Here is a 22,980-nt window from a genome sequence, read left to right on the forward strand (position 1 = left end):
CTTGGGTATAGCTGCACAAGAAATATGTGGTCAGATTGTCGGAAAACGGAGTGTTTTTTGTAATCTTTGGACGCGCTTAGGCGCCATCGGACTTGAGCGGCTTGCCCAGCTCTTCCGCCAGCACGGGCAGCAGCGCGGCAAACGTGGCGTCGATTTCCTTTTTCTTGAGCTGGCATTCCCAGATGACGTGCACGGTCCAGCCCATCTGCTCAAGCGCCGCGCGGCTTCGCTCGTCCCGCTCCACGTTGCGCTGGAACTTCACCACCCAGTACTCCGCGTTGCTTTTAGGCATGGACGGCTTGCATCGCGGGCAGCGATGCCAAAAACACCCGTTAACAAATATAGCTATGCGCTTGCCCGGCCACGCGATGTCCGGATGCCCGGGAACCTTCCATTGCAGACGGTAGCCCGTCAACCCCGCAGCGCGCAAGCGCTGGCGAACGAGCAACTCCGGCTTCGTGTTGCTTCGCCGGTTTCCCAACATGGACTTGCGCACGTTCTCGTTCGTAGCCGGAGGGGCTTTCAGGCGCGCGGGAGCGGGAAGCGCAGGGCGCGAAAGCATGCGCACTGCCATCGCAAAGCCTTCTGCGGGCATCTCGTCGTTTGTTGCATACGCGTTACTTTTATGGAGAGTGGAGTTCATGGGGCGCATGATACCACTCATATTCCCTGCTCGTTCACTAGCAATAACAAACCTGTCCGCAACTTCAAAAGCACAAGTCCTTTATTTTCTGTAGGTTTTCCCCGATAATGGGCACTGCTGTTGTGCGCGTGCCCAATCACGCGCGTGCAATCGAGGCGCGGATGCCTCGAAACCGAAATGGAGGGAAACCAATGGAACAGCATAAGAATGCATCTTTGTCCCGCCGCACGTTCCTGGCGGGCAGCGCTGTCGCAGCAGCGGCAGCAGGCCTCAGCCTGTACGGCTGCGGCGGCGGCAACGCCGAAACGCCGGCCGAAGGCACTGGCACCGACGCCGGCGCTGCGGTCAAGGGCGGCCAGCTGACGGGCGCGTGCGCCTACAGCTCCACCAACGTCAACCCGATTGGCAACAGCTCCGCGTTGATGCTGGGCGCTACGTGGCACGTGTTCGAGGGTCTGTACGACCTTGACCTGCACACGTACAAGACCTACAACGCGCTGGCTGCCGCCAAGCCGACGAAGGTCTCCGACACCGAGTACGAGGTTGCCCTGCGCGACGGCGCCAAGTTCTCCGACGGCTCGGCCGTGACCGCCGCCGACGTGGTGAACGCGTTCGAGAAGAACATGGCCGACGCCACCTACGGCGCCTTCCTGTCGTTCATCTCCGCCGTTGCCGCGAAGGACGACAAGACCATCGCCTTCACGCTGAAGTATCCCTTCGAGAGCCTGCTCGAAGGCCGCCTGAGCGTGGTCAAGGTCTTCCCCGCCGCCCTGTCCGAGGACGACCTGAAGACCAAGCCGATCGGCTCTGGCCCGTGGGCGTACGCCAGCATCAACGGCGACGACGGCGGTGCGATCGAGTTCGTTCCCAACGAGCACTACAACGGCTCGCTGCCGGCCACGGCCGACTCCATGCACTGGGACGTCCTGCTTGACGACACCTCCCGCACCACCGCGCTGCAGGAGGCCACGGTTCAGGTTATGGAGAACGTGCCCGACGCCAACGCCGACCAGCTGGTGGGCGCCGGCGCGACGGTCGAGTACATCCAGGGCTTCAACCAGCCGTTCTTCATGTTCAACACGCTGAAGGAGCCGTTCAACGATCCTCGCGTGCGTCAGGCGTTCTTCTACGCTATCGACACGAACAAGCTCATCGCCAACGCGATGGACGGCCATGCCTCCGCTGTCACCGGCTTTTTGCCCAAGGAGCACCCGAACTACCATCAGGCTTCCACGGTGTACACCTATGACCCGGAGAAGGCCAAGAGCCTGCTCGCCGAGGCTGGCGTGACCGACCTCAAGTTCGAGCTCATGACCAACAACAACTGGGTGAAGAACCTGGCTGCCCAGGTCAAGAACGACCTTGACGCCATCGGCCTGAACTGCACCATCAACGAGACGAAGATCGACTGGGCTTCCCTGGCCGAGTCCGACAGCGTCCTGCCCTACGACGTCATGCTGACCCCGGGCGACCCGACCTGCTTCGGCAACGACCCCGACCTGCTGATGTCCTGGTGGTACGGCGACAACGTGTGGACCCAGGGCCGCAGCTGCTGGAAGAAGGCTGGCGACGGCAAGTTCGAGGAGCTGCAGACCATGATGCAGCAGGCTCGCGAGGCCACCGGCAAGGACCAGCAGGAAATCTGGAACAAGTGCTTCGATCTGCTGTCCGAGCAGGTGCCGCTGTACCCGCTGTTCCATCGCGAGCTGGCGACCGGCTACCAGTCCGCCACGATCACCGGCTTCCAGCCGATCGCGACGACGGGCCTGGTCTTCCTGGGCGCAAGCGCCAAGGCGTAAGCAACCGCTTCGCACCATACCAAGCACCGCACGGGCCCGCTTCCGCAAGGAGGCGGGCCTTCTTGTTGCAACAAGGCGATTTTCCTGTGGCAACAGGCCCTTGTTCGTTGACGTGCCCACAAGAGCGGTCTATTCTTTTACCGTTTGCATACAGACACGGAAAAGAGGCTTTAAACCCATGACTGATTCACCGTTTCGCGGCGTAATCCCCCCGGTCGTCATCCCGCTGACCGAGAAGCGACAGCTCGACCTGGAAGCGCTTGAGCGCTCCATCAACCGCATGATCGAGGCAGGCGTCGACGGCCTGTTCTTCTTGGGATCCTCGGGCGAGGTCGCCTTCCTGACCGACGCGCAGCGCTACCACGTGCTGCAGGAAGCCGTGGCCATGGTGCACGGCCGCGTGCCGGTGCTGGCGGGCATCATCGACATGGAAACCCTGCGCGTGGTCGACCAGGCCAAGCGCGCCGCCGGCTACGGCGTCGATGCGCTGGTTGCCACCGCTCCCTTCTACGCGCTGGGCGGCCCGAAGGAAGTCGAGCGTCACTTCCGCGCCATCCGCGAGCAGACCGATCTGCCGCTGTTCGCCTACGACCTGCCCGTATGCGTGCACACCAAGCTCGATCCCACGATGCTTGTGCGCCTGGGCACCGACGGCGTGCTGCAGGGCGTCAAGGACTCCTCCGGCGACGACGTGTCGTTCCGCTGGCTGTGCCTCGAGAACGAGGACGCCGGCCATCCGCTGCAGCTGCTGACCGGCCACGAGGTCTGCGTCGACGGCGCGTACCTGGCCGGTGCCGACGGATCGGTGCCGGGCCTGGCGAACCTCGACCCGGTAAGCTACGTCGAGCAGTGGCGCGCCGCTCAGGCTGGCGACTGGAACCGCGTGAAGGAGCTGCAGGATCACCTGGCTCGCCTCATGTTCCTGACCCGTCAGGTGAAGGCCACCGTGGGCTTCGGTGCCGGCGTAGGCGCGTTCAAGACGGCTTTGTGGCAGATGGAAGTGTTCAACACGAACCAGATGCGCGAACCCGTCCAGCCCCTGGAAGGCGAAGACGTGGAGACCATCGTCAACGTGCTCAAGCGCGCCGGCCTTATGGACGGCGACGCGCCCGTGCGCAAGTAGGTTGCTGCATGAACGTCGAGTATCCGTGCACCGTAGCCGTCGTCGATGTCGGCGGCACGAAAATGGCAGGGGCGCTTGCACATTACAGCTCCCCTGCCGCCGAACCCGTCATCGAAGGACGCCGTAGCGTGCCAACGAACGCGGCCCGCGGAGGCGTCGCGGTGCTCGACACGCTCTGCGACCTGGTCGGCGATGTGCTGGCCAGCGCCGCAGGGCCCATTGCGGGCATTGGCGTGGGCACGGCCGGATGCGTGGATGCGCACACCGGATCCATCGCTTACGCCAACGAGCTTATGCCCGGCTGGACCGGACAGCCCGTCGCCGATCGCCTTGCGCACGCTCACGGTCTTCCCACGGCGGTCCTCAACGATGTGAAAGCGCACGCCTTGGGCGAAGCGCGTTGGGGGGCGGCCCGGGGAGCCCAAACCTGCTTGGTGGTTGCCGCAGGAACCGGCTTGGGCGGCGGCATCGTCGCTCATGGGCGCGTGCTGCTGGGCGCCCACGGATTCGCCGGCGAGCTGGGACGCACCCCCTGTCCCGACGCTTCGGGCGAGCCGCGTACCTGCGGAAACGCCAGCGATTTGGAATCGATTGCCGCTGGCAGCGGCATCGAGCGCCGCTATGCGGCTGCGGGAGGAGACCCCGTGACCGGCGGCGAGATCGCACAGCGCGCCTTGCAGGGAGAAGAGCTTGCCCGCCGCATCATCGAAGAAGCGGGTTCGGCCCTGGGAGAAGCTATCGCCACCTGGACGGACCTGCTCGACCCCGAACTGGTGGTGCTTTCGGGGTCGGTCTGCAACGCCGGGCCCGCGTGGCGCGCCGCCGTGCAAGCGGCGTTCGAGCGACAGGCCCCCGCCGTGATGCATGCCTTGCCCATCGTTGACGCAACGCTCAAAGACAACGCGCCCCTTATCGGGGCAGCCGAGTACCTGCTGGACACCTTGAAAGGACGTTTGTGATCAATCCGCTTATCGAATCGCTTCGCGGCAAGCTCATCGTAAGCTGCCAGGCATATATGGGCGAGCCTATGCGCCACCCCGAAACCATGGCCCAGATCGCGCGCGCCGCCGAACTGGGCGGTGCGGCCGCTATCCGCTGCCAGGGCCTGTCCGACATCGCGGCTATCAAGGGACGAGTCGAGATCCCCGTGATCGGCCTGTGGAAAGAGGGACACGAAGGCGTCTACATCACGCCCACGTTGCGCCATGCGCGCGCCTGCATAAGCGCCGGATCCGACGTGGTTGCCCTTGACGCAACCGATCGACCGCGCCCCGACGGCCGCACGTTCAAGGAAACCGTCGAAGCCCTGCGCGGGGAAACGCTGGTCATGGCCGACTGCTCCTGCATGGCAGACGTCCATCGCGCGCTCGAAGCGAGCTGCGACATCGTATCCACCACGCTTGCCGGATACGTGCCGGGAGGCCTCGCGAAAACCGACGGCCCCGATCTGGACTTCCTGAAGGAAGCCGTTGCCGCGGCAGGCGACGTGCCGGTGTTCTGCGAAGGCCGCATCCACACCACCGACGACGCGAAGGCAGCCATGGACGCCGGAGCGTTCGCCATCGTCGTCGGGACCGCTATCACGCACCCGACAAGCATCACCACCTGGTTCGCGAACGCAATCGCGTAAACCGCTTAACGAAATGGGGAGCACGGCAACGGCCCTGCTCCCCATTTCGTTTCACTCCCCCTTCACCGCTTTCTTCCCGTTTCGTTTCACCCTCGCCTTCGCAAGGCTCCGGAAGACATGGTCCATACGTAAGGGGATTCGAAGTACGCCTGATCAGCCGGATCATGCGTCACCCAAAGCACGGTCTTTGCTTCGAGCAAAGGTGCGAGAACTTCCATAACGCGGCGCTTCGTTTCGCCGTCAAGGCCCTTAAGGGGCTCGTCGAACACGATAACGCTGCTTGGCGCCATGACGGCTCGCAGCAAAGCGACCCGTCTTTTCATGCCGCCCGAAAGCGCGTGCACCGGACGTCCAGCCAATCCGGCCAAGCCCACCTTGTCCAGCAAACGTTCCATATCGAAACGCAGCACCTCCCGCGCCTGCGGATCAAGCCGTCCGTGCGGCAAGCGTATGTTCGCGGAAATGCTGAGGTTTTCACAGAGCCTGTCCTCTTGGAACACGGCAACGCATCGAGCATCGTCCGCCTTCTCGACAAGCCCTTGATCAGGTTGCTCAAGCCCAAGCACTAACCTGAGAAAGGTGGTTTTCCCGCACCCCGACGGCCCTAGAATACAGTGAACCGCACCGTCTTGAAGATCCGCCGAGAATCCTTGCATGACAACGGTGTTCCCATAGGACTTCGTCACGTCGACAAACCTCATCGCATCTCCTCCACCTTCGCCACGGCCTGTGCAAGCAGCTTCGCGAACGACCGCTCGAACACCAGGCTGATGAGAACGATGACAACCGTCCATGCGAACAGATCAGGGGTGTTCAGGTAGACTTTCGCATCGTAAAGACGCTCGCCGATGGAGAAACTGGGAAGCCCGATGACCTCTGCGGCAATACCCGCCTTCCAGCACATGCCAAGAGCAAGCGAGCTTGCTGCCTGAAAGTACGGCAGCACTTGAGAGCAGTACAGGTAGCGCAACCGTGCAAGAGGGCTTAGGTCAAACACCTGGGCCATTTCCAAAAGCTGCGGATCAACCTGCCGGATACCCTCCAGAACATTAGCGTACACCAGGGGAAACACCATCAGAAACGAGATGACGATCGACAGGTTGGCAGATGACACCCAAATGAGCACCAGGATAACGAACGAAGCCACAGGCACGGCCTTGACGGCCTGCACAAGCGGCGCCAGCAAGCGACGCACCCACTGAAAGCGGGAGGACAGCGCCGCCAGCAAGGTGCCCAGCACCATAGCCAGCAAAAACCCTACGGCAATACGAGAAAGGGATACGGCTATCGAGCCCCAGAAATCCACGGTCTGCACCAGCTCCGCCAAGCGCATGGCAACAGCCACAGGAGACACCAACAGCACCTCCTGGGCTATCGCCATGCTGGCAACTTGCCACACGATCAGCCAAAACGCCACCGGGAATACGATACCGAGCGCTTTGCCCGTCACGTAAGCCCCTTACGCCCCGTAGTAAAAGTCGTCAGCGGGAAGCGAGCCGCCAACCGACTGGGGATTTTGCTGGGACAGCACGTTCAGGTAGCCAGACAGCTTGTCCTTCATGTCGGAGCCGCTCAAAAACACGATGTTGCACCCCGGCAAAGCCTTCTTCGCAACGCCCTCGGGAACGATGTCGTACGATCCCACCAAAGCGGCGGCCTGGTCGACGTTGGCGTTGACGAAATCAACCGACTCGCGGTAATGCTCCATGAACGCCTGCACCGCCTGGGGGTTCTCCTCGATGAACGACGCATGCGCAACCGCTACGCCGGTCACCAGCGCGCTCGGGGCACTTGCATCTTTTTGCAGCGCGTCCCATTCCTTGGTCAGGTCAAGCGCAACGCGAATGTCGGCGTTCTTCGCCTGAGCTGCCGCCACAAAGGGCTGGGGAAGCATGGCGATAGCATCGGGGTTCTGAGCCATAGCTGCGATGCATTCGGCATGCTCGCTCTTCCATTCTATGGTCACATCTTGACCAGGCACAAGCCCATTGCTTTCCAGGATATAGGAAAGAGCGTACTCCGGCGTTGCGCCCTTGCCCGCGGCGTAAATGGTCTTGCCCTTCAGATCGGCTGCGGTCTGCACGGAGTTTCCGGTTTCGCAGATGTACAGGATGCCCAGCGTATTGATGGCCAGAACTCGCACCTCGCCGTTGGTGTTGTTGTACAGAACCGATGCCAGGTTCGCGGGCACGGCTGCGATGTCGACCTCGCCCTTGGCTATCTTGGGAACTACCTCGTCAACCGACGCAGCGATATCGAACGAATAGTTGTTGTCGGTCGCCTCGCTTTTGTCAACCTGGTCCATGAACTTCACCAAGCCCATAGCCGTGGGGCCCTTCAGCGCAACCGCGCGCACGTCAACCGGAGCAGCCGCTTCCGCAGAAGCGCCTTCTTCGGTTCCCGCCGAGGGCGCGGAGGCGCCGCCCGAAGCGCAGCTTGCCAGCATAAAGGCGCTCAGGGCCATAGCGGCGGCAAACGCCCAAACCTTCTTCAGTACCATGAAAACCTCTTTCTCTTGTTTTTCCGATTCGAAAGCGCCTATGGAATCACCTGAACGACCGCGCGCCAAGGGAAGTTCGCGCATGGCTGCACCTCACGTTCGCACGTACAGATCGTTTCCGCGGGAAACCACGCTTCCCTCGCGTTTCAGGTGAGCGATTTCGCGAAAGAGCGTCGCTCTGCTTATTCCCAGGTAACGAGCCATTTCTTCGCGAGTTCCCTCAAACATGACCAGTCCGTCGCATGTCGCGCGATCGCGCAGATAACTCAGCAGCTTCATGCGCGACGTCTGCATGGTCAGCTCTTCGATGCGGCGCAAAAGGAACTGAATCTTGCTGTTGCAGAGCACCAGGTAGCGTGACATCAGCTCGCCGTCGTTGTTCATCAACTCGATCAAGTACTCTTTGGGAATGAACAGCACGTCCGAGCCTTTGCGGCTGCGCAGCACCGTCGTCAAGTCGTTAGGGGCAAACAGATTGCATATTCCGAACATCTCCCCTTCGTACAGGGAAGACAGTCTGATTTCGCACCCGTCGAACGCAACGCTGTACACGTCGATCACTCCTCGCAGGACCAATCCGACGCAGGAAACGTCGCCCGCTCGATCAACCACCATCTGGCCGGTGCGCAACCGTTTCGCACGCACGCGCTGCGGGTCGATTCGAACATCGCGCAACAGCTCGGAGTGCTCCAGCGCTTTCGCAATGTCAGCCACCGTATGACTCACCTCCTTCCGACGTTCAGCAAACGGCACCTACCAAGGCTCATTACACCACAAAATAGTTAACTTTGGAAAACTTTTTTAGCGAAAGCGTCTCACTTGATACTGACGATCTTGGAGGAAACCGCCATCGTAGAGCGCAAGCGTTGCGCCTTAGACCGAAACCGAGCAATGAAAGACGGGAGGATGCATGGACAAGGTAGTTCTGTTCAGCGGATCATCGGCAGTCGGAAAAACCGCCGTTCTTCGATGGGCGGCGCCCACGTTGGCGCAACGGGGCTGTCCGCCCGCCCTGTGCAAGATCGATTGCATATCGGATGAAGACCGTCACGTGTTCGCAGGACTCGGCTTGCCTGCTGTATCGGGAATCAGCGGCGATATATGCCCCGACCATTTTCTGGTCTCCAACCTTGCCGACCTCTGGGAGTGGTCGCGCAACCAAAACGCTTCATGCCTGCTCATAGAAACCGCCGGCCTTTGCCACCGCTGCTCCCCTGCCACTCGAAACATGTTGGCAGGATGCGTGGTGGACGGGACGGCCAGCTGCAAGGCGCCCGAGCATCTAGGGCCCATGCTTACGCAGGCGGACTTCGTCGTGGTGTCGAAAACCGACATGGTGTCCCAGGCAGAGCGGGAGATCGTCTGCGCGAACATCGCACGTATCAATCCGCATGCCGCCGTGTTCGCCATCGACGGGCTTGCCGGCTACGGAGTCGACGAATTGTGCGACTGGATCATGGAGCAAGCACCTCCGCCCACGCTTGAGGGAGACACGCTGCGCCACACGATGCCGTCCGGAGTTTGCTCGTATTGCGTGGGAGAACGCCGGGTAGGATCGGCGTTTCAACAGGGCGTCGTGGGTAAAATGACCTTCGAAGACCAACCGGCGGCACCGGGCAAAAGCACGTCATGCCAAAGAGCGCCGCTGGCCGCTTACCAGGAAGGCGGCAGTCCATGCATGAGATAACCGTACTTCCCGGAACCGACAAGCACGAAAAGCCCGAACGGTTCGACCGCATCGAATTGCACACAGGCGGACTGTACGCCATCGTCGGCAACACCGGATCGGGCAAAACCCGCTTCATCAAGGACATCGAACAGCTTGTCCAAGGAGACTCCCCCACCAAGCGAAGCGTCCTCGTAGACGGCGACGCCCCTCGAAAAGAGCAACGTCGCTCCTACTCCGGATCGCTCATTGCGCATCTGAGCCAAAACATGCGCTTCGTCTTGGACGTTTCCGTTGACCAGTTCATCGAGCTGCATCGCGCCTGTCGCGCCTCAAGCGCAAGCGCGCCCGAAGTGCTCGAGCTGGCAAACCGCATTACGCCCGAGCGCATCGACGCCGCCTGCAACCTCAACCTGCTATCAGGCGGACAAACCAGAGCGCTCATGATTGCCGACATCGCGCTTGTTTGCAACAGCCCCGTCGTCCTGGTCGACGAGATAGAGAATGCAGGAATCGACAAGGAGGCGGCGTTCGAAGCCCTCCTTGATGCGCGCAAGCTCGTGCTGGTGGTCACGCATGACCCGCATACGGCGCTTCTGGCCGATACACGCATCGTCATGGCGGGTGGAGCCGTCTCTTGCGTCCGCACCCGCACAACTGCCGAAGAGCAGCTGGAGGCCCGCCTTCATCAAGCCTACCGTCAAACCAAGGCGCTCCAAAGCGCCCTGAGAACAGGAGAAGCACTCGCATGAACGAATCGAACGAACGCTCCAGCAAAGAGCCCGTAACCGTTACGCTGTACTGGAACCACATCTGCATTCTGCACAACTTCGAGAAAGCCTACCTTGCGAACCTGCAAGAACGCCTGCGAAGCGAAGGTATACATCTGGTCGTGCGTTTTTTCGGACTTGGATACGACGAGCACATGGCCGCCTACCTCGCACGCGACGGAGCGCAGATGCCCGACCTTATCGTGTCGGCCGATCTGGAGGTGTTCGAGTGCGCGAAGGTGTTCGATGCGCTGGGGCCTCTGCACGACTGCGCAACCTGGCTCCCGCTCAAAAGCACCGCCGTCGTGCAGGCTGTAAAGCGCACCGACCAGCTGCTTCCCGTAGTTGCCATTCCGCTTGTGCTGTACGGCGGATCGCCCATCCCGAACGATCCTCTGCCCACCCTGGTTCGCAACGCGCGCGTAGCGTTCGGGGGAATCGACAACTCGGCTGGAAAGATCCTGGTGAAATCCGTATGGGAGCGCTACGGCAAGGCCGTTGCGGAAGAGCTGCTGCAACGCTGCACCGTTACTGCGATGCCCATCAGAGCGTTCAAGGCCGCCCGCACCAAAGAAGCGGATTTCGCCTTGGTCCCCTCGCTGTACGCCTTGCGGGCTGACGGGACCGACTCGTTCTTCGAAGCGTCGCACGAGGGACCCGTATTGCTGCCATCGTACTTTTGCGCGCGCACGTCAGTCGAAGAGAGCGTTGCGCGCCGCGTATGCCGCGAGCTGCTATCCGAGGAACTGCTCGACTTCTACGCGGCCAACGGCGACCTTGTAGCATGTCCGCAGCAACCGCTCGAGCACGCGTCGACTCAAGACGACGCGGATGCCTGCCTCACCGTCAGTCAATCGTTCATCGACGCGCTCGACTCCCGCACGTTCTACGAACTCTACCGCCAGCACATTCCCTCGGCCGAGGTGATCGGCTAGATTTCTCGAGACCCGGTCGAGCTTGGCCAGACAGGAGGCGGCGGCAGGCGGGGCGAGGCGAGACCTGGAAACGGGCCGCCGCCCTCGCCTCGCACGCTCCGCCCCACCGCAGCAGCCTCATCGGCTGCCGTACGCCTCGCCAGCCCCGCCTTGGCCGCTCTACGAAAGCAGGCGACCCCGCAGCACGACGTGACGAACATTGAGATCTTCGTCGAGCACAACGGCGTCGGCGATCTTTCCCGGCTGAATGCCGCCTCGCTCGTCATCGATGCCGATAGCACGCGCCGGATTGACCGAAGCCGCCTTCACCGCGCTTGCCAACGATACGCCCATGTCCTTCACCGCCACGCGAACGCAGCTCATAAGATCGGTGTTCGATCCCGCAATCGTTCCGTCGGCAAGCGTAGCGCGGTTGCCGCGCACGGTAACGTCCTGCCCCCCCAGGGTGTACGTGCCGTCCGGCATGCCCGCGGCCATCATGGAGTCGCTGATCAGGATCATGCGATCGTCCCCGAACGCAGCAAACAACAAGCGCACCATAGCGGGATGGATATGCACGCCGTCGGCAATCAGCTCGGGCGTCACGTCCGGGCAGTCGAACGCCGCAGCGATGGGACCCGGTTCGCGATGATGCAGCGAGGGCATGGCGTTGCATAGGTGCGTCATGTGACGCGCGCCCGCCTCGATAGCCGCGCGCGCAACTTCGTAATCCGCTTTCGTGTGAGCGATCGACACGCGCACCGACGGAGCCGTTGCCTCGATGAACTCCAAAGCCCCGGGAACCTCGGGGGCTACGTCCACCAGCTTGATCAGACCGCCCGAACGATCCTGCAAGCGCCCGAACATAGCGACATCGGGTCCATGCAGGTACGCCGGATTCTGCGCGCCGATATTGCCCGGAGAGATGTACGGGCCCTCCATGTTGATGCCCACAAGTGCCGCCCCATCGGGCTTCGCCTCGTACGCGGCGGCGCAGTCCATCACGGGAGCCAGCACCTCTTCCGGGTACGTCATCGTGGCAGGACAGATGGCCGTCACGCCGCGCGAGGCCTCGTAGCGCGCCAGCACGTCGAAAGCCTCCTCGGTCCCTTCGCAGAAGTCGTGGCCCTTGCATCCGTGGAAATGCACGTCCACCAAACCGGGGATCACGTAGCAGCCCGTCGCATCGACAACCGAAGCATCGCCAGCGGCAGCGTCTGCGAATCGCTCGCCGACCACGGCAACCTCGCGTTCGACGAACCCAGCCCCGTCGAATACCTTTCCTCCCGTTATGATCATAGCTTCATCCTTTCCGTTTTCGCCCATTCTCGCACCCGCGGGGTAAAAGAAAAGGATCTCCACCAAGCAAGCAGAGATCCCGTTTCATGCACTGAGCAAGCCGCCGCAAGCCCTTCGCGCAAAAGCGCGAGCGCCCCGCAGCCCGAAGTCCAACCTACCCGAGCAGCGCACCGGCTTCCTTGTCGACGATCACCGTCACGTCCGGATGCAGCTGCAGCACCGAGGCCGGAACCTGCGGCGTGACGGGGCCGAAGAAGGCATCGCGCACGATCTGCGCCTTGCCCTCGCCGTTCGCCACTACCAGCACCTTGGCGGCGCGCATGATGGTGCCGATGCCCATGGTGTACGCCTCGCGCGGAACCTCGTCGATGGAATCGAACAGGCGGCTGTTGGCCTGGATGGTGCTTTCCGTCAGTTCGACCACGTGCGTGTCAACCGGGAAGCAGTCGCACGGCTCGTTGAAGCCGATATGGCCGTTGTGGCCCAGGCCCAGAAGCTGCAAGTCGACGCCGCCCGCCTGGGCGATGGCCTCTTCGTACGCCGCGCACGCAGCATCGGCGTCCGGGTTGGAGCCATCGGGCACGTGCGTGCGCGCAACGTCCACGTTCACATGGTCGAACAAGTTCTGCTGCATGAAGTACCGGTAGCTTTGGTCATGCCGAGGATCCAGCCCGCGATACTCGTCCAAGTTGAACGTCGTCGCGTCAGCGAAGCTGATCTTGCCCGCTTCGCAATCGCGCACCAGCTCGGCGTACAGCCCGATCGGCGTGGAACCGGTTGCCAAGCCCAGCACGCAGGACGGGTCCTTCGCGAGGCAATCGGCAATGACGTCGGCTGCTTTGCGGCTCATTTCTTCGTACGTGTCGGCGATGATGATGTTCACTCTGCATTCCCTTCTCGGACAATAGGGTCGCGACGGCTCCACGTCGTCGCGCTTGCCGTCACTGGACGCTAGGTCCAGAACTGCGCGGTTTCGATGATGTTCCGGTACGCCCAATCGTACACGTCGGAGTACCAACCCGTCTCCGGCACGAAGCACAGCAGCGCGCTGTACAAAACCGAAACGGTCACCAACGTCAACAGCACCTTCATAAGCAGGTTCTGCGTGGTGGTGCCCGGGGTTAGGTTCTCGTTCACGATAAAGACCAGCAGCACCACGGCTGCCAAGAACATGAAGCTGAAGTCGGCGAAGTAACGCTGCAGGATGCCCGCCATCTGGGCATCGGCAACCGCTACGATGACGCCGCCGAAAAGCAGTACGATAATCACGCCCGCTATGGTGCGCGTCGAGCGCTGGCTGATGCGCAGCTGCAAGATGCGCTTCGCGAACGGAAGCACCCACAAGACGGGCAGGCACGCCAGGATGCCGCCGAACGTGGCTTCCTTGATGGTTTGCCCCATGTACGTGGTGTCGAACGGCGCAGCTTGCAGATACGGAAACACGCCCGTCACGCTAGGGGGTTGCAGGAAATACGCGAACAGCGCCGGCGCCAAACGACCGATGTTCCAACCGCGCTTGGTCATGTCGTTCACGGTAAGGTTGTAGTTGGCCCCGAAGTCGGTGAGCGATCCGAACCGCGCGTAGTTGTATCCCATCAGACCGGCAGCCACCACCAGGTAAGGCCCTATGAGGCAGGCGAACTCGCGCGCGCCCTGCGGCGAGAACAACCGGCGCTTCGTGATGTACGGACGCCAGAACAACGGAAACGCCAGCAAAGACAGCACCAGCAGCTGCGGTCGGCAGCCAGCCACCAGCGCCATGCAAAGCGACCCGAGCAGGTACCATTTCTCCGGACGAGCAGACGCGCGCCCCTTCATCCAGAAGTACAGGCCCCATACCGAGAACGCCAAGCCCAGCGCGATGGGCAGCGAATAGAACGTCGGGAATTTCAGCAGGTAGAGCACCCCGCAGCACATAACCAGGGGAATCTGCAGAAGCAGGTACAAGCCCAAGCTCACCCGCTTGAAATGGTAGCGCGCAAAGCGATCGAGCAGCGCCGAGCACCCAAGCACGAACGCGATCACCGCAATAAGCACGCCGATGGCCGTTGGGAAGTTGGCGCCGGTGAGCAAATAGAACGGCAGATAGAACAGCAGCACCGGAACCACGCCGAAATACACGTAGTAATGCCCGTCATGATAGGCAACGTCGAAGAGGTATTTCTCCCCCGTCTCCTTCTGCGCTTCGTCGCGCGCGCCCTTGTCGTACGGGTCGCTCATGTCCTGCAGCCACTGAGGCGGCTCCTCTTCAAGGTACAGCTGACCGCGCGCCATGGCCTTCGCAAGCTCTGCATACTGCTGCGCGTTGTCGCCGCCCACTTCGAAGGAGTTTACCAGGCTCACGCCGTCCCACGAACCGCTGTTGTAGTCCTTGGTAGCCACGCCGACCAGGTTCGACCCCAGGAAAAGGAATGAGCTGAGCAGACATATCTCGATGGCCACGGTGGCGACGATCACGGCCTTCGACGTGCGCGGCTCGTCGACGATGCGCATGCGGTAGATGGCGGAGCGAGGCCGGAACGCAAATGCAAGAGCCAGCAGCCCCGCAGTGATAATGAAGCGCGTGGTGTTGAAATCGAAAGGATGATGCGCGTTCAAGCACAGATCGGACAGCTTGATGGGATACTGAACCTCATCCCCCACAACTTCAATGCGCAAATTGCCCACGAGGCCCGTGGTATTCAAGTTGATGTATTCGCTCTGATCCGACAACGTGGATACCGCAACGTTAGGAACGCCCACCGTGTACTCGGTCGAATCGAAGTACGTATGGTGCGCCTCGTCGGTAAACTGGATTTTGACGGTCAGTTCCTGAGCGGGCTGGCGGTAATCGAAGTTGAGCCAAATGTTGTGAACCTCGGTGTTGAGGTTCGAGAACTCCAACACGTTGTTCACGGCGGTGATCTGGTACTGGTCGTCCGTGGTTTCGCGCAGCTGAAGCTTGTCGTTCAGCGAGATGGTGTTGTACCCGGCGGACGTGAAGTAGTTGATGTTGAACAGAAACGTTTCGAGCAGAAGCGCGATGGCAAGAATAGACAGCACGCTTTTCACTATATGACGAACCGTCGCTCGATGAGAGCGCATGAAGGTGCCGTAAGCGTAGGCTATGTTGCTTCGTACGGTTGGCATGATGAGACAGGATTATAGAGGAAAAAACAACGGATGGGGCAGATCAGGCCCCATCCGTCGGCAATACCACGAGAAAGTCGCGCAGATGTTACAGTTCGAGCGCCTGTTTGACGTCAGCGTAGACGACATCGGCATCGCGATCGCCGTCGATGGACACCAGCAGATCGCAGCCGCGGTAGTAGTCGATGAGCGGAGACGTGGACTTCTCGTACACATCCAAGCGGTTGCGCACCGTAGCCTCGTTGTCGTCATCGCGCTGGTACATCTCGCCGGAGCACTTCGGGCAGGAAGCGTCGGTAGCCGTACCGATGTAGCCGCACTCACGGCACATGCGACGCGAGGTCAGGCGCTTCACGATCACCTCGAAATCGACGTCGATAAGCAGGGCGGCGTCAAGCGGGCGCTCCAGCTTGGAAAGCTCGGCGTCAAGCGCAACGGCCTGCGCGGATGTGCGCGGGAAACCGTCCAGGATAAAACCCTTCTCGGTATCGGGATCCTGCAAGCGCTCGGTCACCAGACCGATGATGACCTCGTCGGGCACCAGGTCGCCTGCGTCCATGTAGGACTTAGCCTTCTTGCCCAACGGCGTGCCGGCCTTCACGGCCGCGCGCAGCATGTCGCCCGTCGAGATGTGCGGCGTACCGAACTCTTCGACCAGCTTGGCAGCCTGCGTTCCCTTGCCAGCGCCCGGCGCGCCCAACAACACGATGTTCATGATGTGATTTCCTTTCGACTTACAATCGATGCGCCGTATTGTACCAAACCGCTTAGAGAGCTGCGCATATTTCAACAGAAAGACAGGTTGCCGGTTCTCAACAATCTGGCAACCTGTCATCAGCGTCGGGCTGTCGAGCATTTTCACCCGTGCCCCAGCGAAACTTCGAGCGTTCTTGAAGCTCGGGTGCTCGCGGGTCGAACCGCAAGACGCTTGCGCGCGAAAAACCGCTCCCGCTGGCAGGTTCTGACGGTTTGGGGTCGTTTGACCCGACAAGACGAACGCCCGAGGAAGTGCGATGCGACGGCCCAACGCTGTGACCAGGCAAAACAGAAAATAGGGAAAACGGCAGCGCGAGCAGGGCGCACTGCAGCGACCTCAAACCGTCAGAACCTGCCAGCGGGAGCGGTTTTTCGTGCACAAGGGGCGGTTGCATGCGGGACGGTTGCATGCAGGGCGGTTGCATGCAGGGCGGTCGCATGCAGGGCGGTCGCATGCGACTCGACGGCAGTTGGCAGCGGGCGGCGAGCTGTCTGCAGCGGGCGACAAGCATCGTGCATCGTGCATCGAAATCTTGTACAAACCCCGTACACGAGAGAGGGGCTGCAACAAAAAACGCCCCGGCCAAACATCTGACCGGGGCGTTTATCTTGCAAGAACGGACTACTTGAAGAAGCCGTCGTAGTTGTGCATCTTCAACTGACTCTCCACCTTGTTCATAGTGTCGAGAGCAACGCCGATCATGATGAGGATCGACGTGCCGCCGAACGCCTGAACCAGCGTGTTGCCCGTGAAGTGGAAGATAATCGTAGGCACCACTGCGATGACCGCGATGAAGATGCCGCCCGGCAACGTCACGCGATGCAGCACGTTCTTAATGTACGTAACCGTAGCGGAACCGGGACGCACGCCCGGAATGAAGCCGCCCTGCTTGCGCAGATTGTCGGCCGTCTCGTCCGGGTTGAACACCATCGAGGTGTAGAAATACGCGAAGAACACGATCAGCAGCACCGTCAGGATCCAGTTCACCCAGCCAGACGAGATGGCGTCGGCCACCATGGTCAGCCATTCGACGTTGAAGAGCGCCGCCAGCTGAGCCGGGAAGTAGATCAAGCAGCTTGCGAAGATGATCGGGATAACGCCCGCCGCATTCACCTTCAAGGGAATGTAGGTGGACTGTCCGCCCATCATCTTGCGACCCTGCACGCGCTTGGCGTAGTTCACCGGGATGCGGCGCTGCGCACGCTCCACGAAGATAATCGCAGGAATGCACGCCAGAACCACCAGCACGATAAGCGCCGTTACCGCGATGCCCATGGCCGTATCGGCCGACAGGTTCACCGACGAGAAGATAGCGGAAGGCACGCGGCTCACGATGCTCACGAAGATGATGAGCGACATGCCGTTGCCCACGCCGCGCTGCGTGATAAGCTCGCCCATCCACATGATGAACGCCGTACCCGCCACAAGCGTGAACACAACCAGAATGTCGGTCACGAATTCGGGGATCTCGGTCGAGAACACCACGCCGTACTGAGGAGACTTGAACAGCAGCAGGTAGCCGATGGCGTTGATCAGGCCCAAGCCCAGCGTCAGGTAACGCGTGACCTGCGTGATCTTGCGACGACCGGTCTCGCCCTCCTTCGCCCAACGCCCTACGGCAGGAATGACGCCCTGCATCAACTGCATGATGATCGATGCAGTGATGTAAGGCATGATGCCCAACGAGAACACCGAGAAGTTCGACAACGCGCCTCCGGTGAACAGGTCGAGCATGGTCATGGACACACCCGAATCAGCGAACGAATGCGCGAACTCGTTGAAGGGGATGCCAGGCACCGGCACATACGCGCCGAAACGATACAGCGCGAGGATGCCGAGCGTGAACAAGATCTTCTTGCGCAGCTCAGGTACCTTGAATGCATCGATGATAGAGCTTAGCAAGGCTCTTCGACCTTTCCTCCAGCCGCCTCGATCTTCGCCTTGGCGGAAGCAGACACCTTGTCAACCTTGATCGTCAGGGCCTTCGTGATCTCACCGTCGCCCAGAACCTTCACCAGCGCGTCAGCATGCTTGATAACGCCTTTGGCCTTCAGGCTCTCGCCGTCCACCACGTCGCCAGCCTCGAAGACTTCCTCGAGACGCTTGACGTTGACGGGCAGGTACTCGACATGGTTGATGTTCTTGAAGCCAGGCAGCTTCGGCAGACGACGCGCGAGCGGAGTCTGGCCACCCTCGAAGCCAACGCCCTTGCCGCCGCCGGCACGGGACTTCTGACCGTTCATACCGCGGCCGGACGTCTTGCCGGTACCGGATGCGGGGCCACGGCCAACGCGCTTGCGGGCCTTGCGGGAGCCTTCTGCCGGCTTAAGATCTTTGAGTTCCATGTTGTTTCTCCTTCTGTCGCTTTTCCGGATCGTTCATCCGGTGTTGGCAGCTCGCCGCCAACAAACTTCCAATAACAGCTTGATTGACGCCTCGTATTCTCCCGAAGCGCCAATCAAGCATTGTAGCGCAATGCAGAGCATCCTGCGCGAGGATTTGTTCGCGCAGGATGCAAGTGCGCCGGCCAAGAGCCGACGCACCGTAGTTTAGATCTCTTCAACCTCGACGAGGTGCTTGATCTTGAAGATCATGCCGCGGACGCAATCATTGTCCACCTGCTCGACCGAGCGGTTGATCTTGCCAAGACCGAGGGCGCGCAGCGTGGCACCCTGATCCTTCTTGTAGCCAATGGCGCTCTTGACCTGCGTGATGCGCAGCGTCTTCTTAGCTTCTGCCATTATTTCTGCTCCTTCCAGCCGTAGATCTGAGCAACGGACAGGCCGCGACGCTCAGCAACCTCCTGGGGGCTCTCCATGTTCTTGAGACCCTCGGCGGTGGCCTTGACCACGTTCATGACGTTGTCAGTGCCCAGCGACTTGGTGAGCACGTCGGTCACGCCAGCCAGCTCCATGACGGCACGAGCAGCGCCGCCAGCGATAACGCCGGTACCGGGCGTAGCCGGCTTGATGAGCACGCGACCAGCGCCGAACTCGCCGATGATCTCGTGCGGAAGCGTCTTCTCGGCGGTCAGAGGCACGGTGAACATGTTCTTCTTCGCGTCCTCGACGCCCTTCTTGATGGCGATGGGCACTTCCTGGGACTTGCCCATGCCCACGCCGACGCGACCGTTGCCGTCGCCAACCACCACAAGCGCGGTCAGCGCGAAGCGGCGGCCACCCTTGACGACCTTGGACACGCGGTTGATGTAGACGACGCGCTCCTGGAGCTCGGGGACCGCGGCGTTGTCTTGTTTGTTACGAGCCATAAGACATTTACCCCTTCTAGAATTTCAGGCCTGCTTCGCGAGCAGCATCGGCCAAAGCCTTGATGCGCCCGTGATACAGGTTGCCGCCACGATCGAACACGACCTCCGTAATACCGGCGTCCTGTGCCTTCTTGCCAGCGATCTCGCCCAGGGCAGCAGCGCCCTCGACGGTCGCGCCGCTCTTGCCCGTGGCCTTGAAGTCCGGACCGAGCGTGGAAACGCCGCACAGGGTCTTGCCGGCGACGTCGTCGACGAACTGCACGTAGATGTTGCTGTTGCTGCGCGTAACGCAGAGGCGGGGGCGAACCGGCGTGCCGGAGATCTTCCCGCGCACGCGACGATGGCGGCGAGCCAGCGCAGCTTGCTTTTTCTGAAGCTTCTTCATGATAATCCCTTCGATCAGTTACGCTCGCGCGCCTAGTCCTTGCCAGCCTTGCCAACCTTGCGGCGGACGTGCTCGCCCTCGTAGCGAATGCCCTTGCCCTTGTAGGGTTCCGGCTTACGCCACTTGCGGATGTTCGCCGCCACCTGGCCGACCTGCTCCTTGCTGATACCGGACACGATGATCTCGGTCTGGCTCGGCACCTCGAACGTGATGTTCTCGGGGGCCTCTACCAGCACCGGATGGGAGAATCCCAGCTGCATTTCGAGATCCTTGCCCTTGAGCGCGGCACGGTAGCCAACGCCGACGAGCTGCAGCTTCTTGGAATACCCGTTCGAAACGCCCTCCACCATGTTGGAGACGAGCGTACGCGTAAGACCGTGCAGGCTCTTCGCTTCGCGGCTGTCGTTGGGGCGAGAAACGATGATCTCCTCGCCTTCCTGAACGATGGTCATCATGGGGCTGAACTCGCGTGCGAGCTCGCCCTTCGGGCCCTTCACCGTCACGGCGTTGCCGTCGATGATCACTTCGACGCCGGCAGGAACGGTAACGGGCTGTTTGCCGATACGAGACATATCAAACCTCCCTTTCCTACCAGATGTACGCGACGACTTCGCCGCCGATGCCCTTTTTGCGGGCATCGCGGTCGGTCATCACGCCGTTGCTCGTCGAGATGATGGCAGTGCCGAGGCCGCCGAGGACGCGGGGCAGCTCATCCTTGCCGGCGTAGATGCGCAGACCCGGCTTGGAAATGCGCTTGATGCCGCGGATGGTCTTGGCCTTCTTGTCACCGTACTTGAGCGTGATCTCGAGCGTAGCGCGCGGCTCGCCGTCGATCACGTCATAGCCCTGGACATAGCCCTCTTCCTGCATGATGCGGGCGATCTCGACAAGCTTCTTGCTCGACGGCATGGAAACCGTCGTCTTGCCGGCAGAGTTTGCGTTACGCACGCGCGTAAGCATGTCTGCGATAGGGTCGGTCATGGTCATAGTTGATTTCTCCTTTGGTTCGTGATGAGCCGAGCGGTTCGGTTCGTCGGCGCCCATAACGCCTCCGCCTGAACCGTGGCACACCCATGCGTACCTTTACCTGTGGCTTACCACGAAGCTTTGGTCACGCCGGGCAGTTCGCCTTTGTTGGCCAGCTCGCGCAAGCAGACACGGCACAGGCCGAACTTGCGGTAGTAGGCGCGGGGACGTCCGCAGCGCGTGCAGCGATTGTGCTGGCGCGTCGAGAACTTCGGCTCGCGCTTGGCCTTGGCGACCATCGATTTCTTAGCCATGCAAATCCTTCTTTCTTATATCCAGCCTTCCTGGCTTAATCGGAAGGCTCGAGAGCACGTTTCAACGCAGACCGCCGAACCAGCGGCCTTAGGACGGACAACGAGAGTGTTATTCCTTATCCTTGAACGGGAAGCCCAGCGCGTCGAGCAGCGCGAAGGCAGCATCGTTTTCTTCCGCCGTGGTCACGAACGTGATGTCCATGCCGCGCGTACGGTCGACCTTGTCGTAGTCGATCTCGGGGAAGATCAGCTGCTCGGTGATGCCCATCGTGTAGTTGCCGCGACCGTCGAAGCTGGTCGGGGAAATGCCGCGGAAGTCGCGCACACGGGGAAGAGCGGTCGCCAGCAGACGATCCAGGAACTCCCACATGCGGTCGCCGCGCAGCGTGACCTTGCAACCGATAGGCTGGCCCTCGCGCACATGGAAGCCTGCGATGGACTTCTTGGCACGCGTCACGCAGGGCTGCTGGCCCGTGATGATGCGCATGTCGTTCATGGCGGAGTCGAGCAGCTTGTGGTCGCCGGCAGCGGCGCCCACGCCCATGTTCACGACGATCTTCTCAAGACGCGGAACCTTGTTGATGTTGTCGACGCCCAGCTCTTTCTCGAGCTTGGCAACGATCTCGGTGTTGTACTTTTCCTTCAAACGAGGAGCAGTCATGCTTTCAATCCTTTCGATGAATTAAACGCAGGATTTCCGACCCTGCGTCCCTAGCCGAATTCGGCCGGGGCCATAACCTCGGAGGGGCCCGGCGTTGCCGCCGCGGCTCCTCCGTTGCTTATTCTAGTCGATATCCTTGCCGCACTTCTTGCAGACGCGGACTTTCTTGCCCTCGTCGGTGACACGCTTGGACACGCGGGTGGGCTGCTTGCAGGCCGGGCACACCAGCATCACGTTCGACACGTGGATGGGAGCCTCGACGGACGCGATACCGCCCTGGGGGTTCTGCTGCGTCGGACGCAGCGCCTTCTTGACGACGCCGACCTTCTCGACGACCACGCGCTGCTTCTGCGGAAGAGCGTGAAGAACCGTGGATTCCTTGCCCTTGTCCTTGCCGGACAGGACCTTCACCTTATCGCCCTTTTTGATGTTCATGCTATTCATTGGCGCACACCTCCTTAGAGCGTCTCAGGTGCCAGGGACACGATCTTCATGTACTTCTTGTCGCGCAGCTCGCGAGCAACGGGCCCGAAGATACGCGTGCCGCGGGGGGCACCGTTCGTATCGATGAGCACGGCGGCGTTCTGGTCGAACTTGATATAGCTACCGTCGTTGCGGCGCACTTCCTTCTTCACGCGCACGACCACGCAGCGCACCACATCGCCCTTTTTGACGTTGGTGTTCGGCGCCGCTTCTTTGACGCTGCAGATGATGACATCGCCCAGTCCTGCGTAACGGCGCTTAGAGCCGCCCAGGACCTTGATGCACTGCACCTTGCGAGCGCCGGAGTTGTCGGCCACTGCGAGCATGGTTTGCATCTGAATCATTGCTTTAACCTAACTTTCATCTCGGTAGTCTGAAGCGAATATTCGCCCCTGACTACTTGGCCTTCTCGACGATCTTCACCAGACGCCAGCGCTTCATCTTAGACAGCGGACGGGTCTCCATGATCTGGACGGTATCGCCGACGCCAGCCTCGTTGTTCTCGTCGTGGGCGTGGAACTTCTTCGTCGTCGTCATCATCTTGCCGTACACCGGATGCGGCTTGCGCTCCTTGACTAGCACCACGCAGGTCTTGTCGTTCACGGCGCTTACGACGACGCCCTGACGGACCTTACGGGAGTTGCGATCTTCGCTCATGTATATCCAACCTTCC

The 22,980-nt window shown here is 61.1% G+C and carries 28 protein-coding genes; 7 read left to right on the top strand and 21 right to left on the bottom strand.

The window, feature by feature from the left end; translation table 11 throughout:
* Positions 1–76 precede the first annotated feature (76 nt).
* Complete coding sequence (locus tag LQE90_RS08735) at positions 77–574, bottom strand: very short patch repair endonuclease (protein WP_231088271.1); 498 nt, start codon at positions 572–574, stop codon at positions 77–79.
* A gap of 260 nt (positions 575–834) precedes the next feature.
* On the opposite strand from LQE90_RS08735, the gene LQE90_RS08740 reads away from it, so the two are divergent.
* The 4 genes from LQE90_RS08740 (at position 835) to LQE90_RS08755 (ending at position 5,195) form a co-directional block, all read left to right on the top strand.
* Positions 835–2,442: an ABC transporter substrate-binding protein gene (locus tag LQE90_RS08740; protein ID WP_216529455.1), complete on the top strand. Its 1,608-nt coding sequence runs from the start codon at positions 835–837 to the stop codon at positions 2,440–2,442.
* 178 nt (positions 2,443–2,620) lie between these two features.
* Complete coding sequence (locus LQE90_RS08745; RefSeq protein ID WP_114567159.1) at positions 2,621–3,565, top strand: dihydrodipicolinate synthase family protein; 945 nt, start codon at positions 2,621–2,623, stop codon at positions 3,563–3,565.
* 8 nt (positions 3,566–3,573) lie between these two features.
* Complete coding sequence (locus LQE90_RS08750; RefSeq protein WP_216529456.1) at positions 3,574–4,524, top strand: ROK family protein; 951 nt, start codon at positions 3,574–3,576, stop codon at positions 4,522–4,524.
* Entirely contained in the window at positions 4,521–5,195 is a 675-nt protein-coding gene (locus LQE90_RS08755) for an N-acetylmannosamine-6-phosphate 2-epimerase (RefSeq protein ID WP_231088272.1), read from the top strand. The genes LQE90_RS08750 and LQE90_RS08755 overlap by 4 nt, the downstream gene beginning before the upstream one ends.
* A gap of 86 nt (positions 5,196–5,281) precedes the next feature.
* Here LQE90_RS08755 and LQE90_RS08760 read toward each other — a convergent pair whose 3' ends face one another.
* The 4 genes from LQE90_RS08760 to LQE90_RS08775 all read right to left on the bottom strand — a co-directional run bounded on the left by LQE90_RS08760 (position 5,282) and on the right by LQE90_RS08775 (position 8,409).
* Entirely contained in the window at positions 5,282–5,896 is a 615-nt protein-coding gene (locus LQE90_RS08760; protein ID WP_216529457.1) for an ATP-binding cassette domain-containing protein, read from the bottom strand.
* Positions 5,893–6,645 (bottom strand): ABC transporter permease, encoded by a 753-nt coding sequence (locus LQE90_RS08765; RefSeq protein ID WP_225749426.1) that lies wholly within the window; start codon positions 6,643–6,645, stop codon positions 5,893–5,895. Before LQE90_RS08765 ends, LQE90_RS08760 begins: the two co-directional genes overlap by 4 nt.
* Positions 6,646–6,654: 9 nt before the next feature.
* Positions 6,655–7,695, bottom strand: coding sequence for an ABC transporter substrate-binding protein (locus tag LQE90_RS08770; protein WP_231088273.1), 1,041 nt, complete (start codon positions 7,693–7,695; stop codon positions 6,655–6,657).
* Between the two features lie 93 nt (positions 7,696–7,788).
* Entirely contained in the window at positions 7,789–8,409 is a 621-nt protein-coding gene (locus LQE90_RS08775) for a Crp/Fnr family transcriptional regulator (RefSeq protein WP_216529458.1), read from the bottom strand.
* A 196-nt stretch (positions 8,410–8,605) separates the two neighbouring features.
* Here LQE90_RS08775 and LQE90_RS08780 point away from each other — a divergent pair, with 196 nt between their 5' ends.
* The 3 genes from LQE90_RS08780 to LQE90_RS08790 are packed head-to-tail and all read left to right on the top strand — an operon-like array spanning position 8,606 to position 11,066.
* Positions 8,606–9,382 carry a GTP-binding protein gene (locus LQE90_RS08780; protein ID WP_216529459.1) on the top strand — a complete coding sequence of 259 codons (777 nt, stop codon included), beginning with the start codon at positions 8,606–8,608 and terminating at the stop codon, positions 9,380–9,382.
* Positions 9,370–10,113, top strand: a complete 744-nt coding sequence (locus LQE90_RS08785) for an ATP-binding cassette domain-containing protein (RefSeq protein WP_114567154.1) — start codon at positions 9,370–9,372, stop codon at positions 10,111–10,113. Before LQE90_RS08780 ends, LQE90_RS08785 begins: the two co-directional genes overlap by 13 nt.
* Positions 10,110–11,066 (top strand): hypothetical protein, encoded by a 957-nt coding sequence (locus LQE90_RS08790; RefSeq protein ID WP_216529460.1) that lies wholly within the window; start codon positions 10,110–10,112, stop codon positions 11,064–11,066. The genes LQE90_RS08785 and LQE90_RS08790 overlap by 4 nt, the downstream gene beginning before the upstream one ends.
* A 159-nt stretch (positions 11,067–11,225) precedes the next feature.
* Here the strand turns inward: LQE90_RS08790 and nagA are convergent, their stop codons facing one another.
* The 16 genes from nagA to rpsQ all read right to left on the bottom strand — a co-directional run bounded on the left by nagA (position 11,226) and on the right by rpsQ (position 22,964).
* On the bottom strand, positions 11,226–12,344 hold the full coding sequence (gene nagA / locus LQE90_RS08795) for an N-acetylglucosamine-6-phosphate deacetylase (protein WP_114567152.1): 1,119 nt from the start codon (positions 12,342–12,344) through the stop codon (positions 11,226–11,228).
* A gap of 154 nt (positions 12,345–12,498) precedes the next feature.
* Positions 12,499–13,227: a glucosamine-6-phosphate deaminase gene (gene nagB / locus LQE90_RS08800; protein WP_216529461.1), complete on the bottom strand. Its 729-nt coding sequence runs from the start codon at positions 13,225–13,227 to the stop codon at positions 12,499–12,501.
* 68 nt (positions 13,228–13,295) lie between these two features.
* Positions 13,296–15,428 (bottom strand): cytochrome C oxidase Cbb3, encoded by a 2,133-nt coding sequence (locus LQE90_RS08805; protein WP_225749428.1) that lies wholly within the window; start codon positions 15,426–15,428, stop codon positions 13,296–13,298.
* 133 nt (positions 15,429–15,561) lie between these two features.
* Complete coding sequence (locus LQE90_RS08810; protein WP_114567149.1) at positions 15,562–16,188, bottom strand: adenylate kinase; 627 nt, start codon at positions 16,186–16,188, stop codon at positions 15,562–15,564.
* Between the two features lie 663 nt (positions 16,189–16,851).
* Complete coding sequence (gene secY / locus LQE90_RS08815; protein WP_114567148.1) at positions 16,852–18,132, bottom strand: preprotein translocase subunit SecY; 1,281 nt, start codon at positions 18,130–18,132, stop codon at positions 16,852–16,854.
* The gene (rplO, locus tag LQE90_RS08820; RefSeq protein WP_114567147.1) at positions 18,126–18,575 is read right to left on the bottom strand and encodes a 50S ribosomal protein L15; all 450 of its coding nucleotides are present in this window, start codon (positions 18,573–18,575) and stop codon (positions 18,126–18,128) included. The genes secY and rplO overlap by 7 nt, the downstream gene beginning before the upstream one ends.
* A gap of 204 nt (positions 18,576–18,779) precedes the next feature.
* Entirely contained in the window at positions 18,780–18,971 is a 192-nt protein-coding gene (gene rpmD, locus LQE90_RS08825) for a 50S ribosomal protein L30 (RefSeq protein ID WP_114567146.1), read from the bottom strand.
* A complete protein-coding gene (rpsE, locus tag LQE90_RS08830) occupies positions 18,971–19,498 on the bottom strand; it encodes a 30S ribosomal protein S5 (protein ID WP_114567145.1) in 528 nt (175 codons plus the stop codon). The genes rpmD and rpsE overlap by 1 nt, the downstream gene beginning before the upstream one ends.
* A 16-nt stretch (positions 19,499–19,514) precedes the next feature.
* A complete protein-coding gene (gene rplR, locus LQE90_RS08835; RefSeq protein ID WP_114567144.1) occupies positions 19,515–19,883 on the bottom strand; it encodes a 50S ribosomal protein L18 in 369 nt (122 codons plus the stop codon).
* 32 nt (positions 19,884–19,915) lie between these two features.
* Positions 19,916–20,455: a 50S ribosomal protein L6 gene (rplF, locus tag LQE90_RS08840; protein ID WP_114567143.1), complete on the bottom strand. Its 540-nt coding sequence runs from the start codon at positions 20,453–20,455 to the stop codon at positions 19,916–19,918.
* Between the two features lie 16 nt (positions 20,456–20,471).
* Positions 20,472–20,870 carry a 30S ribosomal protein S8 gene (gene rpsH / locus LQE90_RS08845; RefSeq protein ID WP_114567142.1) on the bottom strand — a complete coding sequence of 133 codons (399 nt, stop codon included), beginning with the start codon at positions 20,868–20,870 and terminating at the stop codon, positions 20,472–20,474.
* A 107-nt stretch (positions 20,871–20,977) separates the two neighbouring features.
* Entirely contained in the window at positions 20,978–21,163 is a 186-nt protein-coding gene (locus LQE90_RS08850; RefSeq protein WP_009306343.1) for a type Z 30S ribosomal protein S14, read from the bottom strand.
* 109 nt (positions 21,164–21,272) lie between these two features.
* Entirely contained in the window at positions 21,273–21,824 is a 552-nt protein-coding gene (gene rplE / locus LQE90_RS08855; protein ID WP_114567141.1) for a 50S ribosomal protein L5, read from the bottom strand.
* A gap of 123 nt (positions 21,825–21,947) precedes the next feature.
* On the bottom strand, positions 21,948–22,268 hold the full coding sequence (gene rplX / locus LQE90_RS08860) for a 50S ribosomal protein L24 (RefSeq protein ID WP_114567140.1): 321 nt from the start codon (positions 22,266–22,268) through the stop codon (positions 21,948–21,950).
* 14 nt (positions 22,269–22,282) lie between these two features.
* Positions 22,283–22,651 (bottom strand): 50S ribosomal protein L14, encoded by a 369-nt coding sequence (rplN, locus tag LQE90_RS08865; RefSeq protein ID WP_114567139.1) that lies wholly within the window; start codon positions 22,649–22,651, stop codon positions 22,283–22,285.
* 52 nt (positions 22,652–22,703) lie between these two features.
* On the bottom strand, positions 22,704–22,964 hold the full coding sequence (gene rpsQ, locus LQE90_RS08870; RefSeq protein ID WP_114567138.1) for a 30S ribosomal protein S17: 261 nt from the start codon (positions 22,962–22,964) through the stop codon (positions 22,704–22,706).
* Between the last annotated feature and the right edge of the window lie 16 nt (positions 22,965–22,980).

Source organism: Paraeggerthella hominis, from assembly GCF_021044775.1.
GTDB classification, from domain to species: domain Bacteria; phylum Actinomycetota; class Coriobacteriia; order Coriobacteriales; family Eggerthellaceae; genus Paraeggerthella; species Paraeggerthella hominis.